Genomic DNA, 16,376 nt, shown 5'->3' with positions numbered 1-16,376 from the left:
CCTATGAAGTTACCGGACCAACCCCGCCCAGGGGGACCCAAGCGGGGTGCTTTGCCATAGTCTGGACGACATGGCGACCCCCCTGCTGTGCAGTTCCGGTGGAGGCCGATACCTGTGAGGGATCGGCAGGTCGAAGTGGTGCTCGGAAGTCACGCGGTCGCCCGGGTCGCGGGCGCGGTGATCGTGGTCGCGCACCGCGGGCAGGGCAAGCTCACGCCCGGCGATACCGCGGCGATCGCGCTGGAATCGCTGGCGGAGCTGGTCCGCGACGCACACGAGCAGGCGCCGTCGGGGCCGGGTTCGGTGGTGGCGCGCGAGGCGACGCGGTGGCTCATGAAGTACGCCGAGCAGATCTCGCCGGGCGTGCCGATCGATTTCGGGGTGCTCTCGGCCGCCGACAACGGGGGCGTGGCGATCTTTCTGCACGGTTCGGTGACGGCGGTGCTCGCCGACGATCGCGGCCCGGAGTACTACCGCGGTAGTGACGCGGCGTTCACCGTCGACCGGGTCGCCTCCGAGCCCGCGAAGGCGGTCGCGCTGTTCGTCGACGATGCCAAGGGGCGGATTCCGGACCTGCCGCTGGATCGCGGAATCGGTTGGCTGGTCGAGGGAATCGCGCAAGCAGGCGGGGCCGTGATGTGGTCCAACGATGTGCGCAGCCGGGTGCGCACCGCGGAGCCGGTCGGGCAGACGCGCAGGCCGCCACCGCCTACCGCGCGGATCGACCGGGAACCCCGCGCGGCGCAACCGGATTCACGACCGTCCGAGCAACCCGCGACGGGGATGCAACCGGCGACCTCGATGCTCGACGCTGTCACCGGCGCCGCGCACGGCACGGTCGACACTCCCCTCGCCGATCCGCACAACGCCGAAACCCGGCTCTCCGGAACCAATCCCGCGCCCGAACCCGATCCCGACCTGCAGCGCAGGCTCGAGGCCACGGCCAAGTCGACGGTGCTGGCGGTGAAGGTGATGGGATTCAAGTGCGCGCGTGCGCATCCCAGCGATCCGCGCTCGGCGTTCTGCACGGTGTGCGGCATGCCGGTCGACCAGACCCAATCGCTGGCCGAGGTGGTCCGCCCACCGCTCGGCATGCTCGTGCTCGACGACGGCATGACCTATCTGATGGCCGCCGACGCGGTGATCGGGCGTGACCCGGAGAACTCCGACGCCGCCCAGCGTGGACTCATCCCGCTGCGCATCGACGACACCTCCGGTGGCATGTCGCGCGCGCACGCCGAAGTGCACCTGGTGAATTGGGACGTGCAACTCGTCGATCGCGGTTCCACCAACGGAACTCGCAGCCGGCACCCCGGCTATCGCGACTGGGTTCGGCTCACGCCGAATCAGCCGATGGTGCTCGTCCCCGGCACCGAGGTGATGATCGGCAATCGGGTGCTGCGCTACGAACCGGCCGCACCGCCGCCGTTCGGCTAGGAATAGCGTGACAGGCAGGTGGTTTCGCCGTTGAGTACGCCTGCTCGGAAGGCGTCGACGCGGGAGAATCCGCTGGGCACCGTGTTGCCTTCGGCGTCACTGGCGGCCAGACCGTCGGTGAGCAGGCCAGAGACCGCCTCGTCGAGGTCGCCCGCGGACAGCTGGATATCGCCCTGACTCACGGGTCGGCCGGGCTGGGCGAGTTTGCCGGTGACGACCCCGGACAGGCAGGCCGCGCGCAGACCGGTCTTCGCGCCGGTCAGCTGCTGGCCGTGACTGCGCTGCACGGCCAGGGTGTAGCGGGAGATGAACACCACGTAGCCGTTGTAGTCGCCACTGACCTTCACCGGCAGCGGGCCGTCGTCGTCGGTGTCGGTGGCGCCGCGCTCGGCCAGGCCGGGCACGTCGGTGGCGATGGTGTTCTTGGCGGGGCAGTAGGTGACCGGGTCGGTGACCGCGCCGTCCTTGCAGTCGATGCGTGAGCCCGCGTAGTCGTAGGTCGGGGCCTCTTTCACCGGCAGGATCGCCTGCAGCGCCTTGCTCAGCTCGACCAGGTTCTCCTTGGAGACGGGGTATTCGCCGCGACCGCTGTCGTCGGCGAAGCTCTGCGGGAGGTTGCCGCGGCGCGAGTCGATCTCGTCTTCGTCGATGCCCTTGCACCCGCGCGGTCCGTCGGTGAACCCGATCTGCACGGCGGTGACCCGTTCGAAGGCCGAACCGTGCACGCTCTCCGGGTCGTCGGGATCGGAGTCGCGAATCGAAACCGTCGCGGCCAGCACGGAGTTCAGGCCGTCGGAGGTGTTGATCGTGAAGTGGTTCGACTTGCCTTCGGCGACGTGGCGCATGAACGCGCCCGCGAAGCAGTCCGCCTGCTGTTCCTTCACCAGGACCGGGGTCTTCTTGGTGACCATCTTGGCCATGGTCTGGATGGCGTGGCCGTACTCGTGGGCGAGCACCATCACCACCGACATCGGGCCGAAGGTCTCGCTCATGGTGGGCAGCAGCATCTCGCGGTCCCAGCCGATGGAGTTGTCGCTGCGGCAGTAAGCGGCATTGACCAAGTGGTAGGTGGTTTCCTTGCAGAACTCGATCGCCTGGCTGCGGGCGGCGCGGGCGTTCCAGGAGATCAGCTTCTCGACCGGGTCGAAGGTCTCGCCGGGGAATTCGGTGCCGAAGCCCGCCTGCCAGTAGGACTGGATGTCGTCGATCGCGTTGAGCGCCAGCTTGTCCACGTCGCCGCCGTCGCCGTTGGACGCGGTGAGCGTCGAATCCGGGACGCCGGTGCGCGGACCGTTCGGCCCACCCGTGGTGGGCAATCCCGCCACCTGGAACGGATCGTCATAGACCGAGACGCCGTGACCGTCGATCGCCCGTGTGCAGCCGACACCCATCAGCGCGCATAGCACGACAGTAATCGCCATCAACACTTGGGCTTTCGGCATCAGTCCCCCTGGTCGGCCGGATACACGTGCAGGTCGATCGCCGGATCGGGACTCGAGCCGTCTCGGGGGCACCGCCGATGTCCGGGCGATGGCATAGTATCCGCTCCATGTCTTCACCGGGGGCGCAGACCATCACCGTGCGCCATGATGGAACCGAACGAGTCTTCGAAGCGAGTCAGCAGATCACCATGGGCCGCGCGCCCGAGGTCACCCTGTTCGTGGACAGTCCGCTGGTCTCTCGTGTGCACGCCACTCTTCGATTCAGCAACGGCGCGTGGGTACTCGCCGACAACGGCAGTACCAACGGCGTCTTCGTCGACGCGCGCAGGCTCAACCAGCCCGTCTCGATCGACCGACCCACCCAGGTCCGACTGGGTGACGCGATCACCGGACCGCTGCTGCACCTGGTCCCCGCGGCGCCTGGGGCGCGCCACGCGGCGACCATGGTCGCGCAGCCTTCCCAGCCACAGCAGCAGCCACACCTGCAGCAACCGCACCACCAGCAGCCGCGTCCGCAGCACCAGCCGCATCCCGGCTTCCAGCCGCCGTCGCGCCCGCAACAGCAGCAACCGCACTTCGTTCCCACCTCGCAGCTGCCCGCGCAGCCGCAGGACAACATCAATATGACCCGCCGCGCCGATTCGTCGATGCTGCCGCCGGTCCGCAAAGCCGCCTCGACCGAACCGGTCGCGCGCGGTGACCGCATTCCGCCCGGCGGCCTGAGCATCGGCCGCACCTCGGACAACCAGATCGTCGTCAACGATCCGCTGGCTTCGCGTGCGCACGCGAAGCTGCTGGCCTCGCCCGAGGGCCTGGTGATCGAGGACCTCGGTTCGGCCAACGGCACCTTCGTCAACGGTCACCGCCAGCAGCGCTCGGTGCTGCGCGAGCGCGACATCGTCACCATCGGCAACATCGACTTCGTCGTCACCCAGGGCGCGCTGGCGCATCGGCAGAAGCCGGTCGCCGAGCAGGGCCTGTCGGTGCACGGGGTCGGGTTCACGGTCGAGAACAACAAGCAACTGCTCGTCGATGTGAACATGACGGCGGGGCGTGGGACGTTGACCGCGCTGATCGGACCGTCGGGCGCGGGCAAGTCGACGCTGTCGAAGCTGATCGCGGGCAATACCCAGCCCTCCGGCGGTGTGGTGACCTTCGAGGGCCGCAACCTGCACGCCGAGTACGAGGCGCTGCGTTCGCGCATCGGCATGGTGCCGCAGGACGACGTGCTGCACCGTCAGCTCACCGTCCGCCAGGCCCTCGGTTTCGCCGCCGAGCTACGGCTGCCGCCCGATACCACCAAGGCCGACCGGCAGAAGGTGATCGACGGTGTGCTGCAGGAGCTTTCGCTCACCCAGCACGCCGACACCCGGGTGGACCGGCTCTCCGGCGGTCAGCGCAAGCGCGCGTCGGTGGCGATGGAGCTGCTCACCGGTCCGTCGCTGCTGATCCTGGACGAGCCGACCTCGGGCCTCGACCCGGCGCTGGATCGGCAGGTCATGCAGATGCTGCGCGAGCTGGCCGACGCCGGTCGCGTGGTGATCGTGGTGACGCACTCGGTGGCCTGCCTGGACATGTGTGACCAGGTGGTGCTGCTGGCCCCCGGCGGCAAGACGGCGTTCGCCGGTCATCCGGGTGGGGTCGGTGCGGCGATGGGGACCAGCGACTGGGCGGAGATCTTCGCCGAGGTCGCGGCCAACCCGGATCAGGCCTTCGCGAAGTATCGGTCCCGGCAGGCCTATGTGCCGCCACCGCCGCCCGCGCAGCCCAATCGCGGCAACGTGGGCGCGCCGCCGCAGTCGAGTGCGATGCGGCAGTTCAGCACGTTGGCGCGCAGGCAGTTGCGCTTGATCTTCTCCGACCGGGGATATTTGATCTTCCTTGTCGTGCTGCCTTTCATCCTCGGCGCGTTGTCGCTGGTGGTGCCAGGTAGTGACGGGTTCACGGCGGGCGCACTCGTGCAGCTGCCCGACGGCTCGTTCGGGCGTGAAAGCGGCGGTGAGGCCCAGCAGCTGCTGGTGGTGCTCATCCTCGGCGCGTGCTTCATGGGCGCCACGCTCAGCGTGCGCGACCTGGTCGGCGAACGGTCGATCTTCCTGCGTGAGCGCGCGGTCGGCCTGCTGCCCTCGGCGTATCTGATGGCCAAGATCGTCGTGTTCAGCGTGACCGCGTTCCTGCAGTCGGCGGTGCTGATCGGTATCACGTTCCTCGGCAAGAAGGCGCCGGGCGCCGGTTCGCTGCTGCCGAGCGGCAGCGTCGAGCTGTACTTCGATATCGCGATGACCGCGGTGTGCTGTGTGGTGTTCGGCCTGCTGATGTCGAGCCTGGCCAAGTCCAACGAGCAGGTCATGCCGATGCTCGTGGTGATGATCATGGTGCAGCTGGTGATGGCGGGCGGCCTCATCCCGGTGACCGACCGGGTCGGCCTCGAGCAGATCTCGTACCTGTTCCCCTCACGCTGGGGTTATGCGGCGGGCGCGTCGACGGTGGACCTGACGGAGCTGGTCTTCGGCTCGCAGGACGACCCACTATGGGGCCACAGCGCGGGGATCTGGATCCTCGACATCGTGATGCTCACCGTGATCACCTCGATCCTCGCGCTGATCACCTGGAGCCGGCTACGACTGAAGAAGTCACAGGCATGAGCGGTCAGCGCCGGGACGCGGCGGGCCGTGTCACCACCCGAATATGTCTCGATGTGCACGGCATGATCCGCCAGCTCAGCACCGTTTCGGTGGGCAAGCTGCGCGTGTCTGTCGCCGACCGGGCACACTTGATCCTGTGACCGTTCGAGTTGGGGCCCTACATCTGGGGTGGGACGTGGTGTCCGTGGCCGCGGGTGGCGGCGCGACCCCGGTCCGCCCGGTACAGGTCGAGGGCACCTACACCCCGCCCGCCTACCTGCTCGCCGATGCCGCGGGCCGGTTGCACACCGCCGGCGTGGACCGGCAGCGACCGGATCTAGGGATGGCGATCGCCGATGTGCGCGACATCCTCGGCCACCCGCAGATCGTGATCGCCGGTGCCACCTGGCCCGCCGAGCTGGTCTTCCGCGCCCGGCTGTACAACCCGCTGGCCGCGATCGGCAAGTACCTCCAGGGCAAGCCGCAGCTGGTGGCGCTGCCGTATCCGGACAGCTGGCCCGACGACAAGGTCGAGGTGTACGCGGCGCTCGTCGAGCAGCTCGACGTGGTCGTGGAACCGCTGCCCGAAAGCGTCGCGCTCTCGGGTTATGTGCGCGCGCTCGGCCTGGTCTCCCCGCCCAGCGAGCGGCATCGCACCGGCATCGGCGCCACCGGGATCTACTCCGACGGTCGCTCGCTGCTGGTGGTCGCGGTGCACGGCGACGACGAACAGCCGACCGAATCGACGGAGGTCTCGGTCAGTGCCGAGGCGCTGCGCGACGCCCGCACGGCCGACAACGTGGTGATCGAGGCGATGGCCGCGGCCCGCTCGATCGGCGCCGACACCTCGACGGTGCTGCTCGCGGGCAACGTCTGCTTCAACGACGCCCTGCGCTTCGCCTTCCAGAACCACCTGGGCCAGCGTCTGCACGTGGCCGACCATCCGATGCACGCGCTGGTCCTCGGCGCCGCGCATCTGCTGGTCACCGAGCCCGGGCTCGACGACGAGGAGGACGACTATCCGGACTCGGGTCATCCGGGTCAGGCAGTCGCCGCGCAGGTCGGGTGGGGCGCCCAACCCACGGCACCGCCCGCCGCCCAGCCGCCGGGACCGGCCGGGTTCGTCGCCGGTCCGCCCGCCGCGCCACCGGCGCGGCCCGCCGGTCCGCCCTCCGGCGCACCGCGGCACGCGCTCGAACACGACGATGCCGAGGACGACGATCGCCGCGGCAAACTGCTGGGCAAGGTGAAGAAGGGCTTCTTCGGCGCACCGGCCGTGGTCGGCGCGCTGGCGCTGGTGGCGTTCCAGCCCGATCCCGCCGTCGCCGCGGCCGCCGAACCGGTGAATTGCGCGTTCACCCCGTACGCGAACACGGTCCCGCGCGAGGGCATCGAGACCGCGCGTGGCCTGCTGGTCGACGAGTCCGCCTGCGCCACCCCCGGCATCGATACCCTGCGCTACCTGATTCCCGGTCCCACGCGTGCGACCGACCCCGGTCCGCCCGTCGTGATCTAGCATCGCCCGATTGCGGGTCGGTGATGCGTGGCTGGTATCGTTGCCCGTTGGCGTGTGGAACGCCGAACCGTTCGCGGATCGGCGTCTCCTCGATGTCCTGGGTCTCCACCGGCCGCCAGGACAGCCTCGATCCACACATCAGGGCCGGCAACACCGACGACAGACAGGGAACGACTGTGCCTACGTACAGCCCCAAGGCGGGTGACGTCACCCGCAAGTGGTACGTCATCGACGCCACTGACGTAGTCCTCGGCCGTCTCGCCGTGCAGGCCGCTGGCCTGCTGCGCGGCAAGGGCAAGCCGACCTACGCACCCCACGTTGATGGTGGCGACTTCGTCATCATCATCAACGCGGAGAAGGTTGCCATCTCCGGCAACAAGAAGCAGGACAAGCTCATCCACCACCACAGCGGACACCCGGGCGGCCTCAAGTCGCGCACTGTCGGCGAGGTGTTGGCGACCCGTCCCGATCGTCTCGTGGAGAAGGCCGTCAAGGGCATGATCCCGAAGAACAAGCTGGGCAACGCGATCGCGGGCAAGCTGAAGGTCTACGCAGGCCCGAACCACCCCCACGCCGCGCAGCAGCCGGTTCCGTTCGAGATCAAGCAGGTGGCCCAGTGACCGCTCCTGAAGAGTTCGCAGCCGAAGAGTTCGACGCCACCGATGAGGTCGTCGTCGAGATCGTCGAAGACGGCGAAGGCTACGCCGAAGGCGAGTACGTCGAAGAAGAGCTGGCCTTCGAGCCGCTCGGCCTCGACCGCCCGGTGCAGACCGTCGGCCGCCGTAAGGAAGCCGTCGTTCGCGTTCGCCTGGTGCCCGGTTCGGGCAACTTCGAACTCAACGGCCGCACCATCGAGGATTACTTCCCGAACAAGGTGCACCAGCAGCTCGTGAAGTCCCCGCTGGTCCTGGTCGAGCGTGTCGAGAACTTCGACATCTTCGCTCGCCTGGTCGGTGGCGGCCCGTCGGGTCAGGCAGGCGCCCTGCGTCTGGCCATCGCCCGCGCGCTGATCGAGGTCACCCCGGACGACCGTCCCGCCCTCAAGCGGGCCGGCTTCCTGACGCGTGACCCGCGTGCCACCGAGCGCAAGAAGTACGGCCTGAAGAAGGCCCGTAAGGCGCCTCAGTACTCGAAGCGCTGATTTATGCACTGTCGACCGCCGTCTTCGCTTACTTTGGATGAGACGGTACGGTCGGCGGAGCACGTGTGCGAGAGCAGGCTTCCAGCACGGCTGGTCGCCTGCTCTCGTGCTGTAAACGGGGACCTACGACGGGTAGAGGTTTATGGGACGGCTGTTCGGCACAGACGGTGTTCGCGGGCTCGCCAACGAGTCGCTGAGCCCGGAACTGGCGATGCGCGTCGCCGCCGCGGCAGCGCAGGTGCTCTCGCGCGGCAAGAGGCGCCCGGTCGCGGTGCTCGGCCGCGATCCCCGCGCCAGCGGCGAGATGCTCGAGGCCGCGGTCACCGCGGGCCTGACCTCCGTCGGCGTCGATGTCCTCTCGGTGGGCGTGCTGCCGACTCCGGCGGTGGCCTACCTGACCGGCCTGTACGACGCGTGCTTCGGCGTGATGATCTCCGCCTCGCACAACCCCATGCCCGACAACGGCATCAAGATCTTCGCGGCGGGCGGGCACAAGCTCGACGACGCCGTCGAGGCCCGGATCGAAGCCGTGATCGCCGACGGCGTCACCGTGCGCCCGACCGGCGCCGGCATCGGCCGCGTGCGTGGCGACTACACCGTCGAGGGCACGCACGAGCGCTATGTCGAGCATCTGCTCGAATCCACCGGGCAGGACCTGTCGTCGCTGACCGTGGTCGTCGACTGCGCGCACGGTGCGGCCGCCGAGGTGGCCCCGCAGGTGTACCGGGAGGCGGGCGCGACGGTGATCGCGATCAACGCCGAACCCAACGGGCTCAACATCAATGACGGGTGTGGTTCCACGCACTTGGACAATGTGCGGCGCGCGGTCCTCGAACACGGCGCCGACCTGGGCATCGCGCTCGACGGTGACGCCGATCGTTGCCTCGCCGTCGATGCCGCGGGCGAGATCGTCGACGGTGACGCGATCATGGCGGTGCTCGCGCTGGCGATGCGTGACGCGGGCGAACTGGTCGGCGACACCCTTGTCGCTACCGTGATGAGCAACCTCGGCCTGCACATCGCGATGCGCGCCGCCGAGATCACCGTGATCACCGCCGCAGTCGGCGACCGCTACGTGCTCGAGGAGCTGCGTCGCGGCGGATACAGCCTGGGCGGGGAACAGTCCGGGCATGTGGTGTTCCCTCGATTCGGCACCACCGGGGACGGGGTCCTCACCGGCCTGCGGTTGATGGCGCGGATGGCGCAGACCGGGCACTCGCTGGCCTCGCTGGCCTCGGTGATGACCACGGTGCCGCAGGTGCTGATCAATGTCGCGGTGTCGGACAAGGGCGCCGTCGCTGTCGCTCCCGAGGTGCTCGAGGCAGTCGCGGAGGCCGAGCGGATCCTCGGGGAGACCGGACGGGTTCTGTTGCGGCCCAGCGGGACCGAGCAGTTGGTGCGGGTGATGGTGGAGGCCACCGATCCCGCGCAGGCGCGTCAACTGGCCGACGATCTGGCCAAGCGGGTCGCCGCGGTCTAGTCGCGCGGGTCCGGACGACGGGGCAGGCGATCGGTACTGTGGCGTGTTCCACCGGGCCCCACTAGTATCGGGATACGCCGTCAGGACCTGTGTGCCCCGTGGCGCGTGTGTGCTGCTCGGCGCAGGCGGTTATTTTGGCGCGCAGCACGATTCGAAGGGGGCCGATCATGGTTCCGCCGCTGCCTGCCCGCAACTACCAGGATCAGTACCCGTACGAATACGGCGAAGTCGACCAGCCGCACCGCTGTGGCGGGGCCTGCGGGCGACCGGGGTGCCGCGAAGTGCCACAAGGGTATTCGCACACCGTGCCGATCCGCGACGAAGGCTATGGTCAGTCCGCCTATGAGCCGGTCGCCGAGGCGCCACGCACCCGCCCGTTCGCGGCGCCACGGGTGCCGCGCTCGCGATCGTTCATCGCGGTGGTGGCCGTGCTCGGTGTCACCTTCGGCGTCGGTCTGATCGGGGCCAAGCTCGGCTCCGACATCGACCTGTTCGGCGCGGCCGAACCCGCTGTGGTGCGCCCGCTCTAGAACTGCCCGGCGACGAAACCGCTGAACAGCACGCCGAAACCACCGATCTCGCCCACGATCAGCCCGTACATCGACAGCCGCAGTTCGGCGGGAATCTTCCCGTCGAACTGGTTGGTGGTGTCGCGGCGCAGCCCGTGCAGGGCGTAACTGGCGATCGCACCGGCGAAGAACGCGAGCACCACCAGGTCGGCGGTCAGATTGACGATCGTCGGCCAGGCGCTGAGTTCGGTGAACACCGCGAGCAGGATCCCCGCGAAGGAGTACATCAGCGCGGCGCGGTGGGCGATGTCGACGTAGACGTGCGCCGCGCCGTCGGTCCGGATGCCGTGGTACTTCCACACCCCGAGCAGTAACGCGCTCAGGAAGAGGAAGCCGGTGACGAGCAGGGTGATTCGGGTGTCGATACCTAATGCGTAGTCCATGCGTCATTCCTCGCTGAGAAGCCCACCGGACATGTGCCAACGGCGGGTCGCACGAACAGAATCCAGCATCCGGCGATCGTGCGTCACCAGAATCAACGTGCCGGTGAAGGATTCGACAGCCTGCTCGAGCTGTTCGATGGCGGGCAGGTCGAGGTGGTTGGTCGGCTCGTCGAGTACCAGCAGGTTCACCCCGCGCGCCTGGAGCAGGGCCAACGCCGCGCGGGTGCGTTCGCCGGGGGACAGGGTGTCGCAAGCGCGCAGCACGTGCGGCCCGCGCAGCCCGAATTTGGCCAGGAGCGTGCGGACTTCGGCGTCGGGCCAGTCGGGCATCGCCGCGGCGAAGGTGCCCGCCAGCGCGTCGTCACCACGGAACAGCCCGCGGGCCTGGTCGACCTCGCCGATCTCGACACCGGAACCCAGTGCGGCCGAACCGGAATCGGGTGCGATCTTGCCGAGCAGCAGGCCGAGCAGGGTCGACTTGCCCGAGCCGTTGGCGCCGGTGAGCACGATCCGGTCGGCCCAATCGATCTGGGTGGTGATCGGGCCGAGGGTGAACTCGCCGCGCGTGAGGGTGGCGTTGTTGGCGGTCGCGACCACCGCGCCGCTGCGTGGAGCGGTCGCGATCTCCATCCGCAGCTCCCATTCCTTGCGCGGTTCCTCGACCACGTCGAGGCGTTCGATCCGGCGCTGGGTCTGGCGGGCCTTGGCGGCCTGCTTCTCGGTGGATTCCGCGCGGGTCTTGCGGCCCATCTTGTCGGAGTCGTTCTTGCCCTTACGGCGGGCGTTGCGCACGCCGTGCTCGAGCCAGTTGCGCTGCATCTGCGCGCGCGACTCCAAACCCGCTTTGGTGTCGGCGAATTCGTCGTAGGCCTCGCGGGCGTGCTTGCGGGCGATCTCGCGTTCGGCGAGGTAGGCGTCGTAGCCGCCGTCGTAGAAGCCGGTCTGCTGCTGCGCCAGATCGAGTTCGAGAACGCTGTTCACAGTGCGCGCCAAGAACTCCCGGTCGTGGCTGATCACCATGAGCGGCACCCGCACCCCGGTGACGAACTTTTCCAGCCGGTCCAGGCCGTCGAGATCGAGGTCATTGGTCGGCTCGTCGAGCAGCAGAATGTCGAAGCGCGACAACAACACCGAGGCCAGCCCCGCGCGTGCCGCCTGACCGCCGGACAGGCCCGTCATCGGGGTGTCGAGGCCGCCGGCCAGGCCGTGGGTCAGCCCCAGCTCGGCGGCGACCTCCTCGGCGCGCTGATCGAGATCCGCGCCGCCCAACGCCAGCCAATGTTCCAGCGCGGGTGAGTAGTCGTCGTCGCCACCCTCGCCGAGACGTTCGGCCGCCGCGTCCATCACCTGCTGGGCGTGCGCGACACCGGTTCGGCGCGAAAGGAATTCGAGCACCGTCTCGCCCTCGATGCGTTCCGGTTCCTGCGTCAGATAACCGACGGTCGCGTCGGGCGGGCTCAACGCGATGGTGCCCTCGCCCGGCTCGCGCTCGGCCAGCATCCGCAGCAGTGTCGACTTGCCCGCGCCGTTCACCCCGACCAGCCCGATCACATCGCCGGGGGCGAGAGTGAAATCGAGGTCGGCGAACAGGGTCCGTTCGGCGTGCCCCGCGGACAGGCCGCTGGCGTGCAATGTCGTGCTCACCTCGACAATTGTGCCCGTCTCGGGGTCTGACCCTGAGGCCGGGGCCCGTCGAAATCAGGGTGTGGATGGGTCTGTGGACCGATGCGACCGCGGGTGCTCCGACGGCACAGTGGAGATATCACCGCTCCACAGGAAGGCAACATCATGACCGCCCCCGCCCGCCGCCTCACCCGTTCGACCAGCAACAAGTGGATCGCCGGCGTCTGCGGTGGCCTCGCCGAACGCTACGGCTGGAACCCCAACGTCGTCCGCCTGGTCTTCGTCGTCTCCTGCCTGCTGCCCGGTCCCCAGTTCCTGATCTACCTGGCGATGTGGATCCTCATCCCGAACAAGTAGCCCCGAACTCCCCGGCGCCCGCTCGCGGATGACAAGATGGTGGCCAACCCCGCCACGTCGTCATCCGCGAGTTTTCCGTTGGAGGAGCAGTCATGGTCACCTCGGGTGAGTTCCCCGGCCTCGGCCTACCCGACATCGACGCCCACTCGTCCCTGGGCGGCCTCGGCCCCGTCGAGCTGAACAACCCATCCCTCGACCTCGACCACGACGGCGTCGTCGACTCCCTCTCCACCAGCGACACCGACTCGACCAGCATCTGGTCCGACTACGACCACGACGGCCTGGCCGACCACGTCACCGTCGTCGAGGAGGACGGCGACTACGCTGCCTGGGAGTACCACCGTCATCCCGACGGCACGTCGGAGTGGCGGCGGACCGACCAGGGGAACCTGGACAAGTAGCGCACGAGGGTGCCGCTGTGATCGAATCCGAGCACAGCGGCATTCGTCGTGTGATCGTGGAACCGATCCGGGTCCTGGCGCGTCCAAGAAGACAGGGAGTCTTCCGGACGGTGGGGGACGGCAACGGGATCCGGAACGGAGGGGACGCTATGGGGTACTCGAACACACTGGGCGTGCAGACGGGTGAACTCGGGCAGTTGGGCAACGATTTGAAGATGTCGGGCGGTGCGGTCAAGGACACCGTGAAACGCATTTCCGACAACAAGTTCGGCTCAGGTGACGCGGGGAAGAACTACGCCGCCGAGGGAAAGACCGTCACGGCAGGCCTCGATGTCGCAATCGCGTGGCTGAACAACTGGAGCTCGGCCACCACAGCGATAGGTGATGCGATCGGCGCCTCGTCGATTGCCTACTCCAACACCGACGCCGAAAACGCCAAGCAGACCAACAAGGCAGGGCAGGCGCTGTAGTGAGCAACGCAGGACAGGTGGGAGCCGACCGATGACGGTGTTGAGCAGCCCCGTAGAGGGCATACGCGGACAGAACGTCGATTCGCTTCTCGACGACGGTGCATCGGGGTTGCAGTACTTCATCCAGTTGCTCCCCAGATACAACAAGGCGTTCGGCAACTGCAGTCATACCGAAGCCAAGATCTGCGCGGAGTACGACGAACAGCGCGGTATGAATCTGGACAAGCTGGCTGACACGGCCGAAGCCCTGTACAACGCGCTGCAGGTCTCCGATACGCAATGGAATGTGCAGCAGGGGCTTTCACAGAAGATGTCCACGGTGTGGAGTAGCGGCGCGGCAGCCCAGGCCGCAGCGACGATGCTCGGACAACAGCTGACGCTGGCTACCGAGGACCGTACGAAATTGTCCACGGCGGTGGAAGCGTTCGCCACCGCGACGACCAAATTGCGCGGGCTGGTCACCAGTAAGAAGGATTGGGTCAAGGCGCTGGTCAGCGGTAATCAGGTGTTGGTCGGCGGAAAGACCGTCAGCGACATCGACGAGATGATCGAGGAGACAGATGTCGTCGATGTCGGGACGATCGGCCTCGGCGTCGTTGCGATGGCCGTCCCCGGCTTGGGTACTGCCTACATCGGGAAGACGGCTTACGACAAGCAGCAAGCCGAAGCGTGGTTGAGAGATGTCTTCAAACCTGACTTCGACGACAAGCTGGCGAACTTCCTTTCCCTGTGCTCCAACACCGATGACACCGTCAAGCTGGCGTACGGGGTACTGACGACAGCGACCAACGCGCTCGACAGCGGGGCGTATCCGCGACCGGCAGGCACTGTCACCACCGACAACAAAGGTGACGGGACGACACCCGCGGGGACCACGCCGTCCGGGACGACCCCCGCCTCGACAACGCCGACGACGACAACGCCGTCCACGACAACACCGACGACGACAACGCCCACCACGACAACGCCGTCCACGACGACCGACGACACGGTCAGCGAGATCGTCAGCACAGTCACCGACGCTGCCAAGGACCTGTTGACGACAGCTGCCAGCACGCTCAGCGAGAACATGGACACCATCACGTCCACGATCACCGAAGGCATCGAGAACGCGGTCGGGCAGATCGAATCTGTGTTCCAGGATGCCGACGGCGATGGGGTGCCGGATGTCATCGATGGCAAGTCCGCGGAATTCGACGTGGCCGGAAACAATGTCAAAGTCGAGATGGGCGAGGACGGCAACCTGAAGATGGTCGTCACCGGTGCCGACGGTCAGTCCACCGAATACGGCATGACGATCGGCGCCGACGGCCAGCCGGTCATCACGACCGAGAGTGGCGAACCTGTCGGCGAGGGTGAACCCACCGGCGACGACGCTGCGACCGAAGAAGGTGTCATCGGTGATGGCACGCCGAGCTCCGGTTCAGGAACCGCTGAGGAGGGTGGCACGCCTGCTTCGAGCACGCCGAGCATGCCGGGTGCCACCAAGCGCGAAGACGACGGTGAGCATTACTCGCAGCCGCTGCCTGTCGGTGATACCGAAGAGCCGGTCGACACCGGCGCAGTGCTGGCTGAGGCAGGCCCGCTGTGATCGTCCGCTCATCATGTGAGGAGCCCTGCTCATGAACTATGTCCTCGAACTCGAGCAGATTTTCGACGAGCACGCCCGGCGTACGGCGATCCTGCATCAGGAACTCGACGCGATCAACCGTGCCACTGCCGACCGGGACCGCGACCATGCCGAGCGCACTGCCGCCGGTCTGGAGCTGGTGCTCGCGCAGGCCGAGGAAGACGAGAAGGCGAGGGCGGCAGCCGAACAGCGCCAGGCCGAACTGAACCGCCTCGAATCAGAGGCGCAGGAGCAGCGCGACGCCATTGCTCGCGCGGCGGCAGCGCGCCGTGCGAACGACGTCGTCGCGCCGTATGACGACGACGATCCCGAAGCCGAGTACTACCAGCGCAAGAGCTGGCTGGTCTGAATCGCCGGCGCGCCGCCGAATTCGGAGGGTGATCGCGCCGGGGTGACGTCGCTCGGTGAGCTCGGAGCTTCTAGCCGCGGATCAGTTTGGCGACCGTGCCGATGGACAGCTTCGGCGCCTCGACCTCGACCTCCGCGTGCGGGTCGACCACCTTGGTGTGGGGGATCTCGGCTTCCGGGTCGGCGAAGACCGCGTATTTCTTGTCGGCGAGGAGGGTGGCGAGGAGGTAGCCGGTGACCAGGGCTCGGGTGGTTTTGTCGGTTTTGTGTTCGTAGCGGCCCGCGCCGAGGGCGGCGAAGAGGCGGCGGCCTTCGATGATGCCGTTGTGGGAGGCGCCGCCGATGGTGCGCAGGATCGACGGGCCCGACCAGGCGGCGGCGAGGGGGCGGGCGTTGGAGCTGACCGAGTCGAGGTCGTCGCCGGTCAGGATCAGGCCGGGTGCGCTGATCTCGGGGGCGATGTTCTCCGCGGCGGGGGAGGTGGGGGCCGGGAAAAGCGCTACGACGGCGGCTACCCGGCGCTGCGCCGCGGCGATCACCGCGGCGCCTGCCCCCATGCCGTGGCCCGCGAGGGCGAGGCGGTCGGGATGGACGCTGATGGTGCCGTCACCGAGCCGGACCTTGCTGACGATGTCGAGCGTGGTGAGCAAGTCGGTGCCGAGGTCCAGATGTGACGGGATCGGGCCACGCTCGGTATCGGGCGCGGCGACCACGAAACCCCACGACGCGATGTGCTCGAGCAGGCTCTTGTAGTTCTCGGAGCTGGTGAGCCAGCCGTGCGCGAACGCGACAGCGGGCAGGTTCAGCCCGGACTCGGGCGTGTACACCACACCCGGCTGACCTGCGATCCCTAAGTTCCCACGCAGTACCCGGTGGGGGCCGCGCACGGACAGGGTGCTCACGAGCGATTTTGCAGACACCGACACGGCGAGAAGAGTATCCGATCAGTAGGGTG

At 67.9% G+C, this 16,376-nt stretch carries 17 protein-coding genes; 13 read left to right on the top strand and 4 right to left on the bottom strand.

Annotated elements, in window-relative coordinates; translation table 11 throughout:
• Positions 1 to 114: 114 nt before the first annotated feature.
• Complete coding sequence (locus ACFWFP_RS14085) at positions 115 to 1,437, top strand: FHA domain-containing protein (RefSeq protein ID WP_379295169.1); 1,323 nt, start codon at positions 115 to 117, stop codon at positions 1,435 to 1,437.
• On the opposite strand, the gene ACFWFP_RS14080 is transcribed toward ACFWFP_RS14085, so the two are convergent.
• On the bottom strand, positions 1,434 to 2,879 hold the full coding sequence (locus ACFWFP_RS14080) for a metallopeptidase (protein WP_379295168.1): 1,446 nt from the start codon (positions 2,877 to 2,879) through the stop codon (positions 1,434 to 1,436). The genes ACFWFP_RS14085 and ACFWFP_RS14080 overlap by 4 nt on opposite strands.
• Positions 2,880 to 2,986: 107 nt before the next feature.
• Between ACFWFP_RS14080 and ACFWFP_RS14075 the strand changes: the two genes are divergently transcribed.
• The 7 genes from ACFWFP_RS14075 (at position 2,987) to ACFWFP_RS14045 (ending at position 10,170) form a co-directional block, all read left to right on the top strand.
• Entirely contained in the window at positions 2,987 to 5,524 is a 2,538-nt protein-coding gene (locus tag ACFWFP_RS14075) for an ATP-binding cassette domain-containing protein (RefSeq protein WP_379295167.1), read from the top strand.
• Positions 5,521 to 5,664, top strand: a complete 144-nt coding sequence (locus tag ACFWFP_RS14070; protein ID WP_379295166.1) for a hypothetical protein — start codon at positions 5,521 to 5,523, stop codon at positions 5,662 to 5,664. The genes ACFWFP_RS14075 and ACFWFP_RS14070 overlap by 4 nt, the downstream gene beginning before the upstream one ends.
• A complete protein-coding gene (locus ACFWFP_RS14065) occupies positions 5,661 to 7,019 on the top strand; it encodes a hypothetical protein (RefSeq protein ID WP_379295165.1) in 1,359 nt (452 codons plus the stop codon). Before ACFWFP_RS14070 ends, ACFWFP_RS14065 begins: the two co-directional genes overlap by 4 nt.
• Positions 7,020 to 7,195: 176 nt before the next feature.
• Positions 7,196 to 7,639, top strand: coding sequence for a 50S ribosomal protein L13 (gene rplM, locus ACFWFP_RS14060; RefSeq protein WP_194825954.1), 444 nt, complete (start codon positions 7,196 to 7,198; stop codon positions 7,637 to 7,639).
• Positions 7,636 to 8,160, top strand: coding sequence for a 30S ribosomal protein S9 (gene rpsI, locus ACFWFP_RS14055; protein WP_379295164.1), 525 nt, complete (start codon positions 7,636 to 7,638; stop codon positions 8,158 to 8,160). The genes rplM and rpsI overlap by 4 nt, the downstream gene beginning before the upstream one ends.
• Before the next feature lie 142 nt (positions 8,161 to 8,302).
• Positions 8,303 to 9,640: a phosphoglucosamine mutase gene (gene glmM, locus ACFWFP_RS14050; RefSeq protein ID WP_379295163.1), complete on the top strand. Its 1,338-nt coding sequence runs from the start codon at positions 8,303 to 8,305 to the stop codon at positions 9,638 to 9,640.
• Positions 9,641 to 9,807: 167 nt separating this feature from the next.
• Entirely contained in the window at positions 9,808 to 10,170 is a 363-nt protein-coding gene (locus tag ACFWFP_RS14045) for a hypothetical protein (RefSeq protein ID WP_379295162.1), read from the top strand.
• Here the strand turns inward: ACFWFP_RS14045 and ACFWFP_RS14040 are convergent.
• On the bottom strand, positions 10,167 to 10,592 hold the full coding sequence (locus ACFWFP_RS14040) for a hypothetical protein (protein WP_379295161.1): 426 nt from the start codon (positions 10,590 to 10,592) through the stop codon (positions 10,167 to 10,169). The genes ACFWFP_RS14045 and ACFWFP_RS14040 overlap by 4 nt on opposite strands.
• A 3-nt stretch (positions 10,593 to 10,595) precedes the next feature.
• Positions 10,596 to 12,236, bottom strand: a complete 1,641-nt coding sequence (locus tag ACFWFP_RS14035) for an ABC-F family ATP-binding cassette domain-containing protein (protein WP_379295160.1) — start codon at positions 12,234 to 12,236, stop codon at positions 10,596 to 10,598.
• A gap of 144 nt (positions 12,237 to 12,380) precedes the next feature.
• Here ACFWFP_RS14035 and ACFWFP_RS14030 point away from each other — a divergent pair, with 144 nt between their 5' ends.
• From ACFWFP_RS14030 to ACFWFP_RS14010, 5 genes are all read left to right on the top strand, one after another.
• Positions 12,381 to 12,572, top strand: a complete 192-nt coding sequence (locus tag ACFWFP_RS14030; protein WP_063057023.1) for a PspC domain-containing protein — start codon at positions 12,381 to 12,383, stop codon at positions 12,570 to 12,572.
• 92 nt (positions 12,573 to 12,664) lie between these two features.
• Entirely contained in the window at positions 12,665 to 12,973 is a 309-nt protein-coding gene (locus ACFWFP_RS14025) for a DUF6802 family protein (protein WP_379295159.1), read from the top strand.
• 17 nt (positions 12,974 to 12,990) lie between these two features.
• On the top strand, positions 12,991 to 13,443 hold the full coding sequence (locus ACFWFP_RS14020; protein ID WP_379295158.1) for a hypothetical protein: 453 nt from the start codon (positions 12,991 to 12,993) through the stop codon (positions 13,441 to 13,443).
• Between the two features lie 31 nt (positions 13,444 to 13,474).
• Positions 13,475 to 15,034, top strand: a complete 1,560-nt coding sequence (locus tag ACFWFP_RS14015) for a hypothetical protein (protein WP_379295157.1) — start codon at positions 13,475 to 13,477, stop codon at positions 15,032 to 15,034.
• Positions 15,035 to 15,065: 31 nt separating this feature from the next.
• On the top strand, positions 15,066 to 15,422 hold the full coding sequence (locus ACFWFP_RS14010; RefSeq protein WP_379295156.1) for a hypothetical protein: 357 nt from the start codon (positions 15,066 to 15,068) through the stop codon (positions 15,420 to 15,422).
• Between the two features lie 70 nt (positions 15,423 to 15,492).
• Here the strand turns inward: ACFWFP_RS14010 and ACFWFP_RS14005 are convergent, their stop codons facing one another.
• The gene (locus ACFWFP_RS14005; RefSeq protein ID WP_379295155.1) at positions 15,493 to 16,347 is read right to left on the bottom strand and encodes a dienelactone hydrolase family protein; all 855 of its coding nucleotides are present in this window, start codon (positions 16,345 to 16,347) and stop codon (positions 15,493 to 15,495) included.
• Positions 16,348 to 16,376: the final 29 nt, after the last annotated feature.

The organism is Nocardia sp. NPDC060249 (genome assembly GCF_042728755.1).
In the GTDB taxonomy this organism is placed as follows: Bacteria; Actinomycetota; Actinomycetes; order Mycobacteriales; family Mycobacteriaceae; genus Nocardia.
The sequence above is the reverse complement of the archived record's forward strand: the minus strand, read 5'-3'. Positions and strand labels throughout refer to the sequence as shown.

Coding starts and splice junctions, on each gene's coding strand:
- ACFWFP_RS14070 (WP_379295166.1), top strand. CDS start 5,521: ATGAGCGGTCAGCGCCGGGACGCGGCGGGCCGTGTCACCACCCGAATA.
- ACFWFP_RS14030 (WP_063057023.1), top strand. CDS start 12,381: ATGACCGCCCCCGCCCGCCGCCTCACCCGTTCGACCAGCAACAAGTGG.
- ACFWFP_RS14040 (WP_379295161.1), bottom strand. CDS start 10,592: ATGGACTACGCATTAGGTATCGACACCCGAATCACCCTGCTCGTCACC.
- ACFWFP_RS14015 (WP_379295157.1), top strand. CDS start 13,475: ATGACGGTGTTGAGCAGCCCCGTAGAGGGCATACGCGGACAGAACGTC.
- ACFWFP_RS14080 (WP_379295168.1), bottom strand. CDS start 2,879: ATGCCGAAAGCCCAAGTGTTGATGGCGATTACTGTCGTGCTATGCGCG.
- ACFWFP_RS14045 (WP_379295162.1), top strand. CDS start 9,808: ATGGTTCCGCCGCTGCCTGCCCGCAACTACCAGGATCAGTACCCGTAC.
- ACFWFP_RS14075 (WP_379295167.1), top strand. CDS start 2,987: ATGTCTTCACCGGGGGCGCAGACCATCACCGTGCGCCATGATGGAACC.
- ACFWFP_RS14010 (WP_379295156.1), top strand. CDS start 15,066: ATGAACTATGTCCTCGAACTCGAGCAGATTTTCGACGAGCACGCCCGG.
- glmM (WP_379295163.1), top strand. CDS start 8,303: ATGGGACGGCTGTTCGGCACAGACGGTGTTCGCGGGCTCGCCAACGAG.
- ACFWFP_RS14025 (WP_379295159.1), top strand. CDS start 12,665: ATGGTCACCTCGGGTGAGTTCCCCGGCCTCGGCCTACCCGACATCGAC.